The following is an 18,382-nucleotide window of genomic DNA, read 5'->3' on the forward strand; positions in this document are numbered from 1 at the left end:
GTCAACTGTCTCCTGCCTCGAACCTGCGGTTCTGTTCTTTCTGGATGCGAGTGCCCACGACCATGCAGTACACCCACATGAGAAGGAACAGCCCGCCGATGACGTACATCTGCGGCATCACGATGCCGGTAGCAACGATAACGCCTTGCAGCACCCAACCGCAGATCAGCCCCCAGCGGAACCTCAGCACCGGGATCACCGCAACCATGAGTACGCAGAGGATGCCGCCGGAGACGAATGCGGTGACGGGAGGTACCGCCTTTAGGCCATACGCTACGAGCGTGGCCAGAAAGACGACGAGCAGCTCTGCGCTGAAAACGATAGAGCCGAGAGTCGCACGAATGCCACCGCCCCTCACGCCCAGCCCCGATCATCGACGACAAGCAGCGCCTCTCCCGCGAGAATCACGGATCCCGCCACGACCAGCATCCTTCCGGGTTCGGCACTCGCCCACTCGCGAGCGAGCGTCAGCGCCTCATCAACGCTGTCGTAGGCATCGACGGGCTGCGCAGGATCCACACGCTGAACCTCGGCGGCAAGCTCTTCAGCGTCGCGGGCGCGCTCGGCATCCACCTGCGTGGTGAAGACGCGCTCAGCCAGGGGCAGAAGAGGCTGCAGGATGCCTCGCGCATCCTTATCGTCGAGCACTCCGATCACGAGACCGATGTGTTCGCTGTCGAAGTAGCGTCCCACCGCCTCGGCCAGAGACCGTGCGCCGTGCGGGTTGTGAGCGGCGTCCACAAGGATCGTCGGCTGAGTCGCGGCGATCTCCAGGCGACCAGGCGACGTCGCTGCCCCAAGCCCCTGCGCGAGCACCTCAGGATTGAGCGGAACTGTGCCGTCACCGAGGAACGTCTCGCATACGGCGATGGCCACAGCGGCGTTGTGCCCCTGGTGGTCTCCGAACGCTGGCAGGAAGATGTCGTCATAGGCGCCCGCTTGCCCCCGGACCGAGATCTGCTGGCCGCCGACGGCGACAACGTCATTCGAGAGCATAAAGGCGCGGTCTTCGACGATGACGGGGACACCGAGATGCTGCGCCGCGCGTTCGATCTCAGCCAATGCAGCTGAGGTCTGATGCGCACTGACGACGCGGGACCCGGCTTTGATGATCCCGGCTTTCGTCGCCGCGATCTCCGTGATCGTGCCGCCTAGCGTCGCTGTGTGGTCGACGTCGATTGGGGTGAACACCGCCACGGAGGCGTCTGCGACATTCGTCGAGTCCCATTCCCCGCCCATACCGACTTCGATGATCGCGACGTCGACCGGCGCCTCGGCGAAACTTGCGTACGCGAGAGCCGTCAACGTCTCGAAGAACGTCAAACGCACCTCTCCCGCCTCGAGCAGTTCGGCATCCACCATCTCAACGTACGGTTTGATGTCGTACCAGTTCTCGACGAGCTTCTCGTCGCTGATCGGAGCACCGTCAATCATGATGCGCTCATTGAAGACGCGCAGGTGCGGGCTCGTGAACACTCCGGTGCGGAGTCCATGAGCGCGCAGGATGCTGTCGATGAATCGCGACGTGCTGCTCTTGCCGTTCGTCCCCGTGAGGTGGATCACGGGGCATGCGCGCTGCGGATCTCCCAGAAGCTCGACGATCTTGCGCGTCGGGTCAAGTCGCGGTCGCGGCCGCCCCTCCCCTGTTCGCGCAAAAAGTTCCGCGATCACGTCGGCGGCTTCCGCGGCGAAACCAGCGCTTCCCACGATCGGCTCAGACATGAGGACCTCCTGTCCTGCTCACCGCGATGGTGACTCGGCCGGTGTTCGCGAAGTCCCCGGGCTCGACAACTTGGGTTCGCTCCGGTTCCGTCGGAGCGACAGCGGCCAGTTCCTGTGCTCCCAGGTCGGCCGTGGAATGCACGGCGAAATTCACGGCAAGCGTCTCTGCGGCCAGGCTGACGGCGGTCACAGAGGCGACTGCAGTCGCCTCCGCGGCGTCGTCGAATGCCAGGTCCAAGTTGATTCGGTCGCTGACGTCGAAGCCGGCCGCCTTCCGTGTGTCCTGCACAGCGCGGATCATGTCACGAACGAGCCCCTCCGCTTCGAGCTCTGCGGTTGTCGTCGTGTTGAGCAGGGCAAAACCCGACCCGCCGAGAAGTCCCAGTGCTGACCCGTCTCCGGAGTCTGCCGTTTCGAGGACGAGATCGTATTCCCCGTCGACGAGCTCGATTCCGCCAACAGTCACGGCTCCATCGGTCTCCGACCAGTCTCCCTTCTTCGACGCGGCGATGACCTGCTGCACCTGCTTGCCCAAGCGTGGACCGGCCGCCCGTGCATTGATCGTGAGCTTCGAGGTGATGCCAAAGTCAGCGGCGCTCGTCTCGGTAAGAGGTACGAGGGTGACGGCTTTCACATTGAGCTCATCGCGCAGGATGTCGTCGAAGGGGCGCAGCGCGTCAGCATCCGGCGTCACGACCGTGAGTTCCGCGAGCGGCAGGCGTACGCGACGGCCCGCCTGTTTGCGGAGAGCCTGACCGACCGAGCTGATCTCGCGCACACGATCCATGGCGGCAACGAGCGCATCATCGGACGGGTAGTCAGCGGACTGCGGCCAGTCGGTCAGGTGGACGCTGCGTTCGCCCGTGAGTCCCTTCCAGATGTTCTCGGTGACGAGAGGGAGCAGGGGTGCTGACACCCGACAGAGGGTCTCGAGGACCGTGTACAGGGTGTCGAACGCCTCACTGCCGGAACCGTCGTCACCGATGCCCTTCCAGAAGCGATCGCGTGAGCGGCGCACATACCAGTTGGTGAGCACGTCGGCGAAGTCGCGCAGCTTCGTCGAGGCCGTCGTCGAATCGAAGTTCTCGAGATCCGCTGTCACGCCGTCCACCAGCTGCCGAAGCTTGGCGAGAATGTACCTGTCGAGCACATCTGTCGAGTCGGTTCGCGGTCGGGCCATGTACCCGCCTTCGAGCGCCGTATTCGCGTAGAGCGAGAAGAAGTACCAGGTATTCCAGAGCGGGAGGAGAAGCTGCCTGACGCCCTCGCGGATTCCCGCTTCGGTGACCACGAGATTTCCCCCTCGGAGAACCGAGCTCGACATGAGGAACCAACGCATGGCATCCGAGCCGTCCCGGTCGAAAACCTCGTTCACGTCGGGATAGTTGCGCAGAGACTTCGACATCTTCTGCCCGTCGCTTCCCAGCACGATTCCGTGGCTCACGACGTTCTTGAACGCGGGGCGGTCGAAGAGGGCGGTTGAGAGGACGTGAAGCAGGTAGAACCAGCCACGCGTCTGGCCGATGTACTCGACGATGAAATCCGCCGGGTTGTGTGTGTCGAACCAGTTATCGTTCTCGAAGGGATAATGCACTTGTGCGTAGGGCATCGACCCTGAGTCGAACCAAACGTCAAAAACGTCCTCAATGCGACGCATCGTCGACCGGCCAGTCGGGTCGTCGGGGTTCGGCCGTGTCAGCTCATCGATGTAGGGGCGGTGCAGATCGGTCGGTCGCACGCCGAAGTCTCGTTCCAGCTCGTCGAGTGACCCATATACATCAACCCGCGGGTATGCCGGGTCGTCGCTCTTCCACACGGGAATCGGGGAACCCCAGTATCGGTTGCGGCTGATTGACCAATCGCGCGCATTCGCCAGCCACTTGCCGAACTGGCCGTCTTTGACGTTCTCGGGAACCCAATTGATTCCTTGGTTTACGTCGACCATGCGATCGCGGAAGGCGGAGACGCGGATGAACCAGCTCGACACCGCTTTGTAGATGAGTGGATTGCGGCAGCGCCAGCAGTGCGGGTACGAGTGCAGGTAGCTCGCCTGGCGGAGGACGCGACCGGCGTCCCGCAGCATCCGTGTCAGTGTCTTGTTGGCGTCTGACCAGAGCTCTCCGCTGACGTCTGCGACCGTGGAGAGGAACCGGCCGGCGTCGTCGAGCGACAGGATCACGGGAATGCCGGCAGCTTCACAGACACGCTGGTCGTCTTCACCGTAGGCCGGAGCCTGGTGGACGATACCGGTGCCGTCCGTCGTCGTTACATAGTCATCAACGAGGATCTGCCACGCGTTCTCGGTGTGCCAGGTGTCGGTATCCGCGAAGTAGTCGAACAGCGGCCGGTAGCTGATCCCCACGAGATCACGCCCCATGACTCGGCGTTCGATCGCGGCGACGGCGTCATCGGCCGACGCATAGCCGAGGTCTTTCGCGTGGGCGCCGACAAGCTCGACGGCGAGGACGTAGCGCCCTGAGTCTTCGGGGGCATCGGCTGCGCCGTCCGGGCCGGCGGGGACGCACGCGTACTCGATGTCAGGCCCCACGACGAGTGCGAGGTTCGTCGGCAGCGTCCACGGTGTTGTCGTCCACGCCAGTGCCTTCGCACCGTCGAGCCCGAGCGCCGCAGCCTTCTCCCCTGTCAGCGGGAACGTCACGGTCAGCGTCTGGTCTTGACGCTCCTTGTAGACGTCCTCATCCATTCGAAGCTCGTGGTTGGACAGTGGCGTCTGATCACGCCAGCAATAGGGCAACACGCGGTAGCCCTCATACGCCAGCCCCTTGTCGTGGAGCGTCTTGAACGCCCAGAGGACGCTCTCCATGAAGGTGGCGTCGAGCGTCTTGTAATCGTTGTCGAAGTCGACCCAGCGCGCCTGGCGCGTGACATACGTCTGCCACTCGTCTGTGTAGTGCAGAACCGACGAACGAGCCGCCTCGTTGAAGGCGGCAATGCCCATCTCTTCGATCTGTGACTTGTCGGTGATCCCCAGCTGCCGTTCGGCCTCGAGCTCAGCAGGAAGGCCGTGCGTATCCCAGCCGAACCGCCGATGCACCTGCTTGCCGCGCATCGTCTGGAAGCGAGGGAAGACATCCTTGGCGTACCCGGTCAGCAGATGCCCGTAGTGCGGGAGGCCATTGGCGAACGGCGGGCCGTCGTAAAACACCCACTCCGGTGCGCCCTCGCGCTGATCGATGGATGCGGTGAAGGTGCCGTCGGCTGCCCAGAAACTCAGGATGTCCGTCTCGATCGTGGGAAACGACGGAGATGGCGTCACTCCGAATGCGGCGCCGGTGTGTGCAGTCTCGGTGTGGTTCGTCTGAGGGTACGGCATGTCGCTCCTGGCAGGTCTGTGCTGTTCCTGCGAGGACGGCGAAGCCGCGGTACCACCCCACTTGTCCGTTACCGGACCTCTTGTTCTTTGGCGATGACGGGCCAGCCCCGTTCGGTTCTACTGAGCACGAATGCCGTTCTTCCGAAGACTCCCCGGTGATGGCCGGATCACAGTCTCTACACCCAGTCTACTCGCTCAGCACAGCCTGCCGGACAGGAACGGGCCGAATTAGTCGAACCGCGGTCTGAAGCCCGCGCAAACAGGTGAGATCGCTGCCTGTACGTAACCATCGAGCGGCCCGCGACCCACGCCGTCGTTCGCCCAGCGCACGGCCGCCGTCGCTGCAGCCGCCGTGAGTGCCGCTGCAGCTGTGGCGGCATCCTGCCCGGCATCCGCCCGCACGTTCGAGGTGAGGTACCAGTTCAAGGTCTCGGTCACCGCAAGAACGCGCGCCATACCCGAGCTCAGCAGCTCGGTGCGTGTTCCCATCAGCTCGATCTGGGTGAATGCCCACGGCACGCGATTCGCGGGATGCTCGGCGGCAACCTTCAGCAGTGTCGACTCGACGGCATCAAGTGCGTTGTCCGGGGCGGGACTCGACGCGAGGATGCGGGAAAGAGCACTGATCGTCTCGTCCAAATCGACCCAGAGCACATCGCTCTTCGACGAGAAGTAGTTGAAGAAGGTGTTGCGGCTCACCCCGGCCCGGGATGAGATGTCGTCAATCGTCGTGCCATCGTATGTCTGCTCGAGAAACAGCTCAGCAGCTGCCTCTTCCAACATTCTGCGTGAGGAGCGACGGGGTCGACCAACGCGCTGTTTTTCAGCCATTGTGCCCCCAACCCGTCATACGAGCATTCTGCCATAGACTTATTACCGGACCCCATACAGAAACGCAGAGCGGGCAACGACCGCCGGAGATGAAAGGCTCTCATGCACCGTATGTCCCGACCGATGATCGCGCTCGCCGCTGTCGCATCCGGCGCTCTGATACTCACCGGCTGCACCGCGGATACTGCTCCTTCCGGAGCCGACGGCGGCGGAACGTTCGTCTATGCAACCGGCGACGCCGAGCCGGACTGCCTTGACCCTCACGTCGGCGGCAACTACCCGCAGGCTCTCGCCGGGAGCCAGGTCATTGAGTCCCTCGTCTCTCGCAACGATGACGGCGAGATCGTCCCCTGGCTCGCCACCGACTGGTCGGTGTCGTCGGACGGACTCACGTGGGACTTCACACTCCGTGACGACGTGACGTTCACCGACGGCACAGATTTCGATGCGGATGCTGTCGCGGCGAACATCGCGCACCTGCAGGATCCAGACACCGCTTCGTCGACCGGCTACCTTGCCGTGCAAAAGATCGCCGACGTCGAGACCGTGGATTCCGATCAGGTTCGTTTTCACCTGAGCCAACCAGACAGCGCACTGCTCGAGTCGCTCTCGCAGACCTGGGTGGGCATGCAATCTCCCGCGGGCATTGAGCGGGGCATGGATGAGAACTGCGAGCAGCCGATTGGGACGGGGCCTTTCGTTGTCTCGGAGTGGGCGCATCAGGACCACATCACATTCACCCGTAACGATGACTACAACTCGGCGCCCGCTGATGCGAAAAACTCCGGGCCGGTCGCCTTCGACTCCATCGAATGGCGGTTCTTGCCCGATTCCACGTCACGGTACGCCGCCCTGCAGAGCGGCGATGTCGACATGATCGACAATGTGCAGCCCGATGTGCTGGCCTCCGCGCTCGACGACGGAACGTTCACCGTCCTCAACGCCCCACGTACAGGCGCCTCGAACAGAATCGAATTGAATGCGGGCAAAGCGCCCTTCGATGACCAGCGTGTGCGTGAGGCCTTCGCCACCGGAATCGACATTGACGCGGCCATTGACTCGCTCTTCTTCGGAACGGTGGACCGTTCATTCTCCCCGCTTTCCAGCGCCGAGCCCGCAGCCTACAGTGATCCTTCTGCTTTTGCCTTCGATTCAGACCATGCAGCGGATCTCTTGGACGACGCCGGGTGGACGGAGCGCGACGCCGACGGTTACCGCACCAAGGATGGGACGCGGCTCTCACTGAGCTTTCCGGTGAGCACCGCGCAGTCGATTCCGGCGGAACAGTCGCTCTTTGATCAGATCGCAGCCGGTGCCCGTGATCTGGGTATTGAGATCAACATCGAGCTGATGGATCTGTCGTCGTGGTACGAGGCGCTGGGCGCAAATGAGTACGATCTCGTCAGCGCTCCCTATACAAAAGTCGGGCCGGATGTTCTGCGCATCCTCTATCACTCATCGGGAATTGAACCGGCGCCGAGCGGCTACTTCGCGAACCATTCCCAGGTCGATCTGCCGGAGCTCGACGAGGCGCTCGACCAGGCGTCCGCATCGCAAGACGATGCCGAGCGGCGCGAGCTCTACCAGCAGGCTCAGGAGATCATCCTCTCCGGTCACTACGTCGTTCCCCTCTACGATCAGCTGAACACATTCCTCATCTCTCCCGATGTCACTGGCGTTCGTGCGATGCCCACTCTGTCGACCCCAAGCTTCGTGGACGCTTCATTCGCGTCATGACCTCCATAGCCGCGCCTCCGTTATCGCGTGCCCACCGCATCGGGCGGTGGGCACTGCAGCGGTTGGTCGGCGGCGTGGTCGTCCTCGCCGCCACGGCGACGATCGTGTTTTTCGCCATGCGGCTCATCCCGGGCGACCCCGCCGAGGCGATACTCGGCGGTCCTGGGTCGCAGACATCAGCCGAAGCGCTGGCACGCGTGCGCGCAGAGTACGGCCTCGATGATCCTCTCGGTGTGCAGTACCTCCACCATCTGGCGCGACTGGCCACCGGTGACCTCGGAACCTCGTATTCCCTGCGTATGCCGGTCGCCGACGTCATCGGACCGCTCCTTGTCTCAACGCTTGTGCTCGCGTTTTCCGCGCTCGCCGTGGCATGGGCGCTCGCCGTCCCCCTCACGCTGTTCTCCACCCGGGGCAGCAGGGTGGCCGCGCTTGTGGGCAATGGCCTCGAACTCACGGCAGCCTCACTTCCGCACTTCTGGCTGGCATCGATCCTCATCGTCACTTTCAGCACCGGACTCGGCTGGCTTCCCCCGATCAGCACAGGAGGGGTGCTGGGTCTTGTCCTCCCCACGCTCACGCTCGCCATCCCCGTCGCCGGTTTTCTCGCCCAGGTGATGCGGGACTCATTGCTCGATGCTCTCGCATCACCGTTTGTTCTGGCGTCCCGGGCCCGTGGCGCCGGAGACGCGCGCGTGCGCTTCGTCCACGCGCTCAGACACGCTGCCCTTCCCGGAGTCAACCTCACGGCGTGGGCATTCGGTTACCTTGTCAGCGGTGCCGTGGTCGTCGAAACGATCTTTGCCCGCCCGGGGCTGGGACGCAGTCTCGTCAGTGCCGTGCTCGACCGCGACGTCCCCTTGGTCACCGCGATCGTCGTCGTCACTGCGGCCGCGTACGTACTCATCATGATCGTTGCCGATGCCGCGGCCCGTATCGCCGATCCTCGAATCGAGGAGCGCGCATGAGCGATATCGAACTGCTGACCAGACGACATTCACTCACGGCGTCCCGGCATACCGGTACCGTTCTTGCCGGTGCGATCGCCGCTGTGCTTGTGCTGTGCGCGGTTGCTCCGGGGCTCATGGCACCGGCGGATCCTCTCGCTGTGAACCCGCACGATTCATTCGCCGCGCCCAGCATCGCGCATCTCTTCGGAACCGATGAGTCTGGCCGAGACGTCCTGAGCCGGGTTATCTTCGGCGCACGCGACTCACTCACTATCGGCGCGGCCGCGACAGGAATCGGGCTTATCGGCGGCACGGTTCTCGGGATCATCGGCGGTTTGCTCGGCCGTTGGGCTCACGCCGTCGTCGGTCGTGTCATCGAGGTTTTCTTCGCCTTCCCCGGCCTGCTGCTCGCACTTCTGGTCATCGTTGTGGCCGGTCCGGGGCCAATGTCCGTCATTATCGCCGTCGGCCTGTCGACGGCCCCCGGCTACGCCCGCATCATTCAATCGCGTATCCTCCAGGTTCGCGTCTCTCCGTATGTTGAAGCCGCACGCGTGCTCGGTCGCACGCCCCTGCGCATTCTCACCCGCACAATCGCACCGAATACTGCCGCACCGCTTGTCGTGCTCGCCACCTTGGGGATCGGGCAGGCCATCGTCTGGGCAGCATCCCTCAGCTATCTCGGGCTGGGTGCGCAACCACCCTCTCCCGAGTGGGGCGCGATGCTCAACAACGGCCGCACCTATCTGCAGACAGCACCGTGGATGACGATTATGCCCGGACTCGTCATCCTCGCCGCCACGATGTCGTTCACCGTCCTCGGGCGTGCACTTTCGCGACGAACGGAAGGACGCGCATGAACACCGTACTCACGGTCGACGGGCTTTCTGTCGATTTCGGGGGCAGACCTGTCGTGCACGATGTCTCGTTTTCTCTGGCAGCGGGAGAATGCCTGGCCGTCGTCGGCGAGTCCGGGGCGGGAAAGAGCGTGCTTGTCCGCAGCCTGCTCGGGTTGAGCGGCGGCACTGTCGCAGCCCGAAAAATGGCGACGCCACGAGAGGATCTCACGCAGGTGTCCGAGCGGCGCTGGCGTAGAATTCGCGGTTCGCAGGTCGGGCTCATTCTCCAGGATGCTCTCGGCTCGCTCGATCCCCTCCGCACCGTCGGGAGGGAGATCGATGAGGCTCTGCGCCTCCAGACCCGTCTCTCCGCCCGAGAGCGCCGTGAACGTGCGGAGTCCTTACTCGAGAGTGTCGGCCTGCCCGAGCCGAAGCTCCGCCTGAGGCAGCGTTCGGGACAGCTGTCCGGTGGCCAGCGACAACGCGCACTCATCGCCACGGCGATCGCCGCAGATCCGCCGATCCTCATTGCCGACGAACCGACAACGGCTCTCGACGTGTCAACACAGGCGCGCATCCTCGCGCTGCTACAAGACCTCACCGCCCGCGGTACAGGCCTGATCCTCGTGAGCCACGACCTTGCCGTCGTTCGCACGATTGCTGATCGCGTGATGGTCATGGATGGCGGTCGCGTGGTCGAATCCGGCTTTGCGGACGACGTTCTCGATCACCCGCGCACTGATATCACGCGCACACTTCTCGCTTCTGTCCCGTCGTCGAAGCCACGCGGAGAGCGGCTGCTGTCGCACAGCCCTCAGCCGCTGCCCGTGCAACGGCAGCGCACGGCGGCCGAGCTTCGAGCCACACAGATCTCTGTGTCTTTCGGACGCGGGACGCGACGGTTCACCGCGCTCTCCGATGTCAGCTGTCGTGTTGCATCGGGGCGCACGCTCGGCATCGTCGGCGAGTCCGGCTCCGGAAAAACGACACTGGCGCGGGCATTTCTCGGTCTCGCCCCCATCGATAGCGGATCGGTCACACTCGATGGCGGGGCCTGGGCGAACATTCCAGAGCGCGCACGCCGTGCACGCCGTCGATCCGTGGGGTACGTCACGCAGGACAGCTTTGCGTCGTTTGACCCTCGGTGGACCGTCGGGCGCATCATTGCGGATGCCGTCGGGCGCGACGAAGGCGGCACGGCACCGAAATCGCGCGTCGCCGAGCTTCTGACGCAGGTGCAACTCGACAACGCGCTAGCCAATCGCTCACCTGCAACGCTGTCAGGCGGACAGAGACAACGCGTGGCGATCGCCCGCGCGCTCGCCGGCGATCCGGGTCTTCTCGTGCTCGATGAGCCTGTGTCGGCCCTCGACGTCACCGTCCAAGCACAAATCCTCGACCTGCTCGATGATCTGCAGCGTGTCAAAGGACTCGGTTATCTGCTGATCAGCCACGACATGGGCGTCATCCAGCATATGAGCGACGAGATCATCGTTCTGCGCAATGGCCGCATCGTCGAGCAGGGCGAGCCGGATGCTGTGCTCTCACGCCCCTCAGATCCCTATACCCGCGCACTTCTCGCAGACACGCCGCAGCTCTAGGCGGATGCTGACTCGACGACGTTCGCGATCTCGTCGCCGAACGGAGCGGCGAGCGTCGACGAGTACACCCAGCTGATGTGGTGGGTGTCGCGGAAGGCCAGCACACCGCCGATAACGGGCGGACATTCGCCGTCGACAATGAAGTAGTCGCTCATGTCAATCAACGAGACACGGGCATCACTCGTTTCTTCAGCGGCCTCGGCGAGCGGATCCTCTCCGAACGCATCATCAACAGGTACCGCGCACTCCTCCCCGGCCTTCGTCCCGTAGGCCGTCACACAACTGAGAACATCGCTGTTCATGCGGGGAGTGTCGCGCACCGCGATGATGCTGCCGATGTGGTCGGGAAGCTCACTCCACCGCTCCTCATATGCCGAGATAGCGGTGTCCTGCCACGACCGTCCGTCCTCCGCTTCAACAGGGTTCGCTGACTTCGCGGAGGTCACGATGGTGTCGATCTCCGTGTGTTCGTCGAGGTAGGCTTTCGCCTCGTCGTTCCAGGTCGTGCAGGTATCGACGAGCGCGGCCACCTCGGCATCCGATTTCTCTGGCTCGTCACGCGGGACCCCGATATAGGGGCAGGATGCCTTCGTCAGAACCGTAACGTGCCAATTCCGCTCGTCCGCGGTACTCGTGAGCGCGCTCAGCCACTGCTCCGCGTGAGAGTCTCCGACAAGAGCGATGACCTCGTCAGCATCCGCAACATCGGCCCCGTATTCGCAGACCTTGAGTTCATCATCGCGCGTGTTGGTGATGCAGCGCTCGGGAGACTTGTCAACGAGGGCCGGATCAGGAACAGCGACGGTGTCCGGCTCGACGGTGCACCCGGACCCCGGCTCCATGGCTGCTGCGCCAAAGCACGGCTCGTCACTTTGCACGAGGGTCTCGAGCTCCTTCTGGCTGGTCTTGACCTGCTGGTCGGCCACGCCGACGCCGGTCATTGTCACTGCGACAACGACCCCCATCGCCGCCGCTGTCGCGGCGAAGGTCAGACGCGGACGCCACGACCGTGTCACACCGATGCGCACCGGATCTTCGACCCAGACCTTCGATGCCCACGCCAGAAGAAGCGTGAGGGCAGTGATCACGAGAAGATCGACAGCGCCAACCGGTCGCTTCACAATTAACGGGGCAAGGATGATGAGGGGGAAGTGCCAGAGATACACGCTGTACGACACGTCGCCCAGCCACTGCATGGGGCGCACCGCGAGCACACGGCGGGGTGACCAGACCGGGCTCGGGTCGTGCGCCACAATGACGGCGACCGTCGCAAGCACCGGCAGCAGCGCTGTGTATCCGGGGAACGGGGTGTCACCGGTGTAGACGAACGCGCTCACCATGATGCCGGCCAGGCCGACCCACGCCAGCACGGCCCGGGCTCTCTGGGGTATCGCCTCAACGAACCCCGGTCGGGACACGACTACGAGAGCCGTGAGGCCACCGAGTGCGAACTCCCACGCGCGTGTCGTCGTCACGAAGTAGGCCGCAGCGGGGTCGAACGCGGTCTGCCATAGCGACCAACCGAACGAGACGACAGCGACCGAGCCCATGACGATCGCGATCATGCGGTTCCGGCTGCCCGAACGTGACCGGGCGGCGAGCCAGATCGCGGCCACCATCAGAAGCGGCCAGACAATGTAGAACTGTTCTTCTGTCGACAGCGACCAGTAGTGCTGCACCGGGGATGCCTGAGCCTCCGCCGCCATGTAGTCGACAGCCTGGTCGGCCAGCATCCAATTCTGCCCGTACAGCGCCGACGCGGCCACCTGCGAGAGGAACCCGGGCCTGAACCCGGTCGGAACGAACACCCAGACCGCGGCGACGGTCAGCGCCAGCACCAGCATCGCGGCGGGCAGCAGACGCCGAGCTCGCCGTGCCCAGAATCGCGGCAGATTCACACCGTCGCTTGTGGTGATCTCGCGCATGAGATGCGCGGTGATCAAGAACCCCGAGATCACAAAGAAGACGTCGACTCCGACGTATCCTCCGGGGAGGGCAGCAGGGACGAAGTGGAAGATCACCACAATGCCCACGGCGATCGCCCGCAGGCCCTGGATATCGGTCCGCACGTCGGTCGCGCGTCCGCTCGTCTTCTGAGACATGAGTGGATCACCAGCCATTCGTCGAGTACCCCCACTTTAGGGGGCACACGTCATGCTCACGTCCAGTAGCCGTTCAGAAACCTGTCGATTTCCGTGCTCCGGGACGCGCCCAGTAGCATGAGACGATAACCGTCAAGGCACGTTCACACGGTGCCGCCCATATCGAACTGGAGTTGCCACAATGACTGCTGTACCTGAAAAGCCCGCCCTCGAAGGACTCGAGGACCGTTGGGGTTCCGCCTGGGAGCAGTCTGGAACGTACCGGTTCGATCGCGACGCTGCGGCGCACGGCGGGCGCCCCTGCGTCTATTCCATCGATACTCCCCCGCCCACAGCATCCGGATCTCTGCACATCGGGCATGTCTTCAGCTATACACACACGGATGTGATCGCCCGTTACCAGCGGATGATGGGGAAACAGGTCTTCTACCCGATGGGGTGGGATGACAATGGCCTGCCCACGGAACGCCGCGTGCAGAACTACTACGGGGTTCGCTGCGACCCGTCACTGCCCTACGATCCCGACTTCGTCCCTCCGCACAACGGTGACGGGAAAAGTATCAAGGCTGCCGATCAGCAGCCGATCTCCCGGCGCAACTTCATTGAACTCTGCGAGAAACTGACGGTCGAAGACGAGAAGCAGTTCGAAGACGTGTGGAGGCGACTGGGCCTCTCGGTCGACTGGACGCAGAGCTACCGGACCATCGGCGACGAGTCACTCGCCGTGAGCCAGAAGGCGTTTCTGAACAGCCTCGAACGGGGCGAGGCCTACCAGGCAATGGCTCCGACGCTCTGGGACATCACGTTCCGCACGGCTGTCGCCCAGGCAGAGCTTGAAGACAAGGACCAGCCGGGCACGTATCATCGCATCGCGTTCCACAAGCCAGACGGCGGAACGATCGAAATCGAAACAACTCGGCCTGAGTTGCTGCCCGCCTGTGTTGCGCTCGTCGCTCACCCCGATGACGAGCGCTATCAGGAGTACTTCGGAACGTCGGTGACGACACCCGTGTTTGGCGTCGAGGTGCCGGTCCTCGCCCACCATCTGGCACAGCCGGACAAGGGTGCGGGCATCGCTATGATCTGTACCTTCGGCGATATCACCGACGTCGTGTGGTGGCGCGAACTCGACCTCCCCAACCGTGCGATCATCGGTTTTGATGGCCGCATCATCGCGGAGACGCCCGACGTCATCACGTCACCCGCTGGGCGTGAAGCCTACGCTGAGCTCGTCGGCAAGACGGTCTTCTCGGCAAAGAAGGAGGTCGTGCGCCAGCTGACCGAGGCCGGCGACCTTGTCGGAGAACCACGACCGATCACGCATCCGGTCAAGTTCTTCGAGAAGGGCGACAAACCGCTCGAGATCGTGTCAACGCGACAGTGGTATATCGCGAACGGGGCACGCGACGAAGCGCTCAGAGCACGGTTGCGTGAGCTCGGAACCGAGCTCAACTGGCATCCGGACTTCATGCGCGTTCGCTACGAGAATTGGGTTGGCGGACTGACCGGTGACTGGCTCGTCTCGCGCCAGCGATTCTTCGGTGTGCCGATTCCGCTCTGGTACCCGGTTGACGCAGACGGGAACACTGATTTCGACTCCCCCATCGCCGCCAATGCGTCTGCCCTGCCCGTTGACCCGTCGAGCGATACAGCTCCGGGTTACGACGAGTCGCAGCGCGGAGTGCCCGGCGGTTTCGTTGGGGAACTCGATGTGCTCGACACGTGGGCAACGTCGTCGCTGACCCCACAGATCGCCGGCGGATGGGAACGGGACTCCGAGCTGTGGAGCCTCGTGCACCCATACGACTTGCGCCCGCAGGGCCAGGACATCATTCGCACCTGGTTGTTCTCGACGATGCTCCGGTCCGTCCTCGAAGACAATGTCTCGCCGTGGACCAACGCCTCGATCTCCGGCTTCATCGTCGACCCCGACCGCAAGAAGATGTCAAAGTCGAAGGGCAACGTCGTCACGCCCGCTGACATGCTCGTGAAGCACGGCTCGGACGCCGTGCGTTACTGGGCGGCATCCTCCCGGCTGGGCACCGATGCCGCGTTCGACCCGCAGAATCCCACGCAGATCAAGATCGGACGCCGCCTCGCCATCAAGATCTTGAATGCGTCCAAATTCATTCTCGGTTTCGAGGGCACGGATGCTGCTGACGTGACCGAGCCTCTCGACCTGAGCATGCTCGCAACTCTCGAGAGAGTGGTATCCGAGGCAACAACGGCGCTCTCCGCCTACGATCACGCGCGAGCGCTCGAAGTGACGGAGAGCTTCTTCTGGACGTTCTGCGATGACTACCTCGAGCTGGTGAAGGAACGCGCGTACGACGCGAACAACTCCGCTCGTTCTTCGGCTGTTTCGGCGCTCCGCCAGGCGCTCCACACGCTGCTGCGGCTTTTCGCTCCGTTCGTGCCCTTCGCAACCGAAGAGGCATGGTCGTGGTGGAATGACGGCTCGGTACACCAGGCATCCTGGCCAACGACCGAGGAGGTGGCGTCCGACGGCGACGAGCGCGTCCTTGCTCTCACCAGCTCGGCTCTCATCGGAATCCGTCGGGCGAAGACCGACGCCAAGGTGTCACAGAAGGTGCCCGTTGAGCACGCGACCGTCACGTGCCCCGCAGACCAGATCGACGCTGTGAAGAGTGCGGCACCAGATCTTGCTGCCGTCGGACGCATCGCGAACCTGGCGTTCACAGCCGGTGACGAAATCGGTGTCGCCGATATCCAGCTGGCACCGGTGCCCGAGGCCTAAGGAGCAGTCATGCAACTCGGCACGCGGTGGGCAGTCGGTTCCCCATCCCCGAAGGCTCTTCCTCGCGTCGTGGGCGGTGCCGTCCACGACGTCGAAGCAGAGCTGCAGGCAGACGACGTTGACGTCACCAGATGGGCGTGGACGTTGACATGGCTCGAAGGTCGGCCCGTCGTGGAGCTCGATGATGGCACGCTCATCACGTACAACGACGCAGAGGACACGGCAACGGTACGCCAGGTCACAGACGAGGACGACGAAGACGACTACTGAGCCGCCTGCTCGGCGGCAGGACGCCTCTCACTGTCGCTTGCGAGCGATGACCTCACCGTGTGGAATGGCGAACCAACCCCGTGAGTCCTCAGACCACGCGCGCCAGGAGCGCGAGATAGCATCGAGCTCTTCAGCGTTCGCCGCGCCAGCCTCAATCGCTCGCACGGCGAAATCTGATTCCGTCGCGCGCTCAGCCCAGGTGAGCCCCCAGTGTTCGCGTTCCGCATCCGAGGAATACGACCAAATGGATGCTGAGGACTCCACAGTCTCGGCCCCGGCATCCAGCGCGATGGCTCGAAGCCGTCGCCCGATATCGGGGTCTCCGCCCACGCTGCGGGCTGCTGTGAGGTAGGCGGTGTGCCATTCCCCGAGCCCGGGCAGCTCCGGATACCACGAGGCACCGGAGTAGATCGCATCGCGGGCGGCCACGAGGCCGCCCGGGCGTGCCACCCGCAGCATCTCCGCAAACAGGCGTGTCGGCTCAGCGACGTGCTGCAGAACTTGATGCGCGTGAACGAGATCGTACGAGTCGTCGGGGGCGTCGATCTCGTAACCGCTCCCCGTCTCGAACGTGACGTTCGTCACGCCCAGGTCGGCGGCGTGCTCGGCCGCTCGGTCGACGATCGCCGGCTCGACGTCGATTCCCCGGACGAACCCAGGGAACACGCGCTCTGCGAGGTCGACGGAGATCGACCCGGGTCCGCACCCCACATCAAGCACGTGCATTCCTGCTGTGAGATGCGGGATCAGGTAGGCGGCAGAATCCTCAACGGTGCGCACAGCGTGTGAGCGCACGACGCTCTCGTGATGACCGTGGACGTATCGATCGCGGCTGACCATTGCTCTAGGCTACTCGTGCCCCGGGTCCCGAGACACCGTCGCGCCTAGGCTGACTTCTCGCGACGCGCGTGCGTCTCGAGAACCGGCTCAGCACCCTCGGTCACAGCTTCGCGTGTGATGGTCACGCGTGCCACGTTCTCACTCGACGGAACGTCGAACATAATCGGCCCGAGAACATCCTCGAGGATCGCACGCAAGCCACGCGCTCCCGTCTTTCGTTCCACAGCGAGATCAGCGATCGCCTCGAGAGCATCCTTCTCGAACTCAAGCTCGACGCCATCCAGCTCGAACATCCGCTCGAACTGTTTCACAAGTGCGTTTCGCGGCTCAGTGAGAATCTGAACGAGGGCGTGCTGATCGAGTGGCGTCACGGTCGTGAGCACGGGCAGCCGGCCGATAAACTCCGGGATGAGCCCGAATTTGTGCAGATCCTCCGGAAGCACCTCGCTGAAAAGATCGGCATTGTCATCCTGCGAGTGCAGCGGTGCGCCGAACCCGATCCCGCGCTTGCCCGCGCGGTTGGAGACGATGTCTTCAAGCCCCGCGAATGCTCCGGCGACGATGAACAGCACGTTCGTCGTGTCGATCTGGATGAATTCCTGGTGCGGATGCTTGCGCCCGCCCTGCGGCGGCACGGAGGCGACGGTTCCCTCGAGGATCTTCAGGAGTGCCTGCTGCACACCCTCACCCGAGACATCTCGCGTAATCGACGGGTTCTCTGCCTTGCGCGCGATCTTATCGATCTCGTCGATGTAGATGATGCCGGTCTCGGCACGCTTCACGTCATAGTCTGCCGCCTGCAGAAGCTTCAGGAGGATGTTCTCGACGTCCTCCCCCACATATCCGGCTTCCGTGAGCGCTGTCGCATCGGCAACCGCGAAGGGAACGTTCAGCTGCTTCGCCAGCGTCTGGGCGAGGTATGTCTTACCGCATCCGGTCGGCCCCACCATCAGAATGTTGCTCTTAGCGATCTCGACATCCTCGTGCATGTTGTCTGCACTGGTCAGCGTCGACCGGGCTTTCACACGCTTATAGTGGTTGTACACCGCGACAGCGAGCGAGCGTTTCGCCGGCTCCTGGCCAATCACGTATTCCTCGAGGAAGTCGAAGATCTCCTTCGGCTTGGGCAGCTCGAACTCCCCGGCTGCGGACTCTCCTGCCTCCGCGAGGCGCTCTTCGATGATCTCGTTGCAGAGTTCGACGCACTCATCGCAAATGTAGACTCCGGGTCCCGCGATCAGCTGCTGGACTTGCTTTTGGCTCTTGCCGCAGAAGGAGCACTTCAGCAGGTCGGCGCTCTCACCGATTCGCGCCATGGGCGTGCCTCCTCCTCTGATTGCTGTGCATGTATCGAGCCTAACCTCTCGAGCCGACATCCCCGGCGAACTGTGACGCGTG

At 63.5% G+C, this 18,382-nt stretch carries 13 protein-coding genes; 6 read left to right on the forward strand and 7 right to left on the reverse strand.

All coding sequences use genetic code 11. The features are described from left to right. Position 1: 1 nt before the first annotated feature. The 4 genes from OK352_RS15685 to OK352_RS15700 form a co-directional block, all read right to left on the reverse strand. Positions 2–358 (reverse strand): DUF4233 domain-containing protein, encoded by a 357-nt coding sequence (locus tag OK352_RS15685; RefSeq protein ID WP_265142439.1) that lies wholly within the window; start codon positions 356–358, stop codon positions 2–4. Beyond that, positions 355–1,722 (reverse strand): bifunctional folylpolyglutamate synthase/dihydrofolate synthase, encoded by a 1,368-nt coding sequence (locus OK352_RS15690; protein WP_265142440.1) that lies wholly within the window; start codon positions 1,720–1,722, stop codon positions 355–357. The genes OK352_RS15685 and OK352_RS15690 overlap by 4 nt, the downstream gene beginning before the upstream one ends. Further along, positions 1,715–5,056: an isoleucine--tRNA ligase gene (ileS, locus tag OK352_RS15695; protein WP_265142441.1), complete on the reverse strand. Its 3,342-nt coding sequence runs from the start codon at positions 5,054–5,056 to the stop codon at positions 1,715–1,717. The genes OK352_RS15690 and ileS overlap by 8 nt, the downstream gene beginning before the upstream one ends. A 228-nt stretch (positions 5,057–5,284) precedes the next feature. Next, positions 5,285–5,839 carry a TetR/AcrR family transcriptional regulator gene (locus tag OK352_RS15700; protein ID WP_265142442.1) on the reverse strand — a complete coding sequence of 185 codons (555 nt, stop codon included), beginning with the start codon at positions 5,837–5,839 and terminating at the stop codon, positions 5,285–5,287. A 159-nt stretch (positions 5,840–5,998) separates the two neighbouring features. On the opposite strand from OK352_RS15700, the gene OK352_RS15705 reads away from it, so the two are divergent. From OK352_RS15705 to OK352_RS15720, 4 genes are read left to right on the forward strand one after another with little or no spacing between them, the layout of a single operon-like run. Then, on the forward strand, positions 5,999–7,624 hold the full coding sequence (locus OK352_RS15705; RefSeq protein ID WP_265142443.1) for an ABC transporter substrate-binding protein: 1,626 nt from the start codon (positions 5,999–6,001) through the stop codon (positions 7,622–7,624). Next, positions 7,621–8,592 carry an ABC transporter permease gene (locus OK352_RS15710; protein ID WP_265142444.1) on the forward strand — a complete coding sequence of 324 codons (972 nt, stop codon included), beginning with the start codon at positions 7,621–7,623 and terminating at the stop codon, positions 8,590–8,592. Before OK352_RS15705 ends, OK352_RS15710 begins: the two co-directional genes overlap by 4 nt. After that, positions 8,589–9,434, forward strand: a complete 846-nt coding sequence (locus OK352_RS15715; RefSeq protein WP_265142445.1) for an ABC transporter permease — start codon at positions 8,589–8,591, stop codon at positions 9,432–9,434. Before OK352_RS15710 ends, OK352_RS15715 begins: the two co-directional genes overlap by 4 nt. Continuing rightward, positions 9,431–11,014, forward strand: coding sequence for a dipeptide ABC transporter ATP-binding protein (locus OK352_RS15720; protein WP_265142446.1), 1,584 nt, complete (start codon positions 9,431–9,433; stop codon positions 11,012–11,014). Before OK352_RS15715 ends, OK352_RS15720 begins: the two co-directional genes overlap by 4 nt. On the opposite strand, the gene OK352_RS15725 is transcribed toward OK352_RS15720, so the two are convergent. Further along, positions 11,011–13,116 carry an acyltransferase family protein gene (locus OK352_RS15725; RefSeq protein ID WP_265142447.1) on the reverse strand — a complete coding sequence of 702 codons (2,106 nt, stop codon included), beginning with the start codon at positions 13,114–13,116 and terminating at the stop codon, positions 11,011–11,013. The two genes, OK352_RS15720 and OK352_RS15725, sit on opposite strands and share 4 nt — an antisense overlap. 181 nt (positions 13,117–13,297) lie before the next feature. On the opposite strand from OK352_RS15725, the gene valS reads away from it, so the two are divergent. Both valS and OK352_RS15735 read left to right on the forward strand, forming a co-directional pair. After that, positions 13,298–15,874 (forward strand): valine--tRNA ligase, encoded by a 2,577-nt coding sequence (gene valS / locus OK352_RS15730; protein ID WP_265142448.1) that lies wholly within the window; start codon positions 13,298–13,300, stop codon positions 15,872–15,874. Between the two features lie 9 nt (positions 15,875–15,883). Beyond that, a complete protein-coding gene (locus tag OK352_RS15735) occupies positions 15,884–16,144 on the forward strand; it encodes a hypothetical protein (RefSeq protein ID WP_265142449.1) in 261 nt (86 codons plus the stop codon). 27 nt (positions 16,145–16,171) lie between these two features. Here the strand turns inward: OK352_RS15735 and OK352_RS15740 are convergent, their stop codons facing one another. Together OK352_RS15740 and clpX are read right to left on the reverse strand one after the other, a co-directional pair. Next, complete coding sequence (locus OK352_RS15740; RefSeq protein WP_265142450.1) at positions 16,172–16,984, reverse strand: methyltransferase domain-containing protein; 813 nt, start codon at positions 16,982–16,984, stop codon at positions 16,172–16,174. Between the two features lie 44 nt (positions 16,985–17,028). Continuing rightward, entirely contained in the window at positions 17,029–18,300 is a 1,272-nt protein-coding gene (clpX, locus tag OK352_RS15745; protein ID WP_265142451.1) for an ATP-dependent Clp protease ATP-binding subunit ClpX, read from the reverse strand. Positions 18,301–18,382: the final 82 nt, after the last annotated feature.

The organism is Microbacterium sp. MPKO10 (assembly GCF_026107415.2).
In the GTDB taxonomy this organism is placed as follows: Bacteria; Actinomycetota; Actinomycetes; order Actinomycetales; family Microbacteriaceae; genus Paramicrobacterium.

Bases quoted from the DNA above. Each gene is read 5' to 3' on its own strand.
- OK352_RS15690 (WP_265142440.1), bottom strand. From the start codon at position 1,722: ATGTCTGAGCCGATCGTGGGAAGCGCTGGTTTCGCCGCGGAAGCCGCC.
- ileS (WP_265142441.1), bottom strand. From the start codon at position 5,056: ATGCCGTACCCTCAGACGAACCACACCGAGACTGCACACACCGGCGCC.
- OK352_RS15700 (WP_265142442.1), bottom strand. From the start codon at position 5,839: ATGTTGGAAGAGGCAGCTGCTGAGCTGTTTCTCGAGCAGACATACGAT.
- OK352_RS15705 (WP_265142443.1), top strand. From the start codon at position 5,999: ATGTCCCGACCGATGATCGCGCTCGCCGCTGTCGCATCCGGCGCTCTG.
- OK352_RS15710 (WP_265142444.1), top strand. From the start codon at position 7,621: ATGACCTCCATAGCCGCGCCTCCGTTATCGCGTGCCCACCGCATCGGG.
- OK352_RS15715 (WP_265142445.1), top strand. From the start codon at position 8,589: ATGAGCGATATCGAACTGCTGACCAGACGACATTCACTCACGGCGTCC.
- OK352_RS15720 (WP_265142446.1), top strand. From the start codon at position 9,431: ATGAACACCGTACTCACGGTCGACGGGCTTTCTGTCGATTTCGGGGGC.
- OK352_RS15725 (WP_265142447.1), bottom strand. From the start codon at position 13,116: ATGTCTCAGAAGACGAGCGGACGCGCGACCGACGTGCGGACCGATATC.
- valS (WP_265142448.1), top strand. From the start codon at position 13,298: ATGACTGCTGTACCTGAAAAGCCCGCCCTCGAAGGACTCGAGGACCGT.
- OK352_RS15735 (WP_265142449.1), top strand. From the start codon at position 15,884: ATGCAACTCGGCACGCGGTGGGCAGTCGGTTCCCCATCCCCGAAGGCT.
- OK352_RS15740 (WP_265142450.1), bottom strand. From the start codon at position 16,984: ATGGTCAGCCGCGATCGATACGTCCACGGTCATCACGAGAGCGTCGTG.
- clpX (WP_265142451.1), bottom strand. From the start codon at position 18,300: ATGGCGCGAATCGGTGAGAGCGCCGACCTGCTGAAGTGCTCCTTCTGC.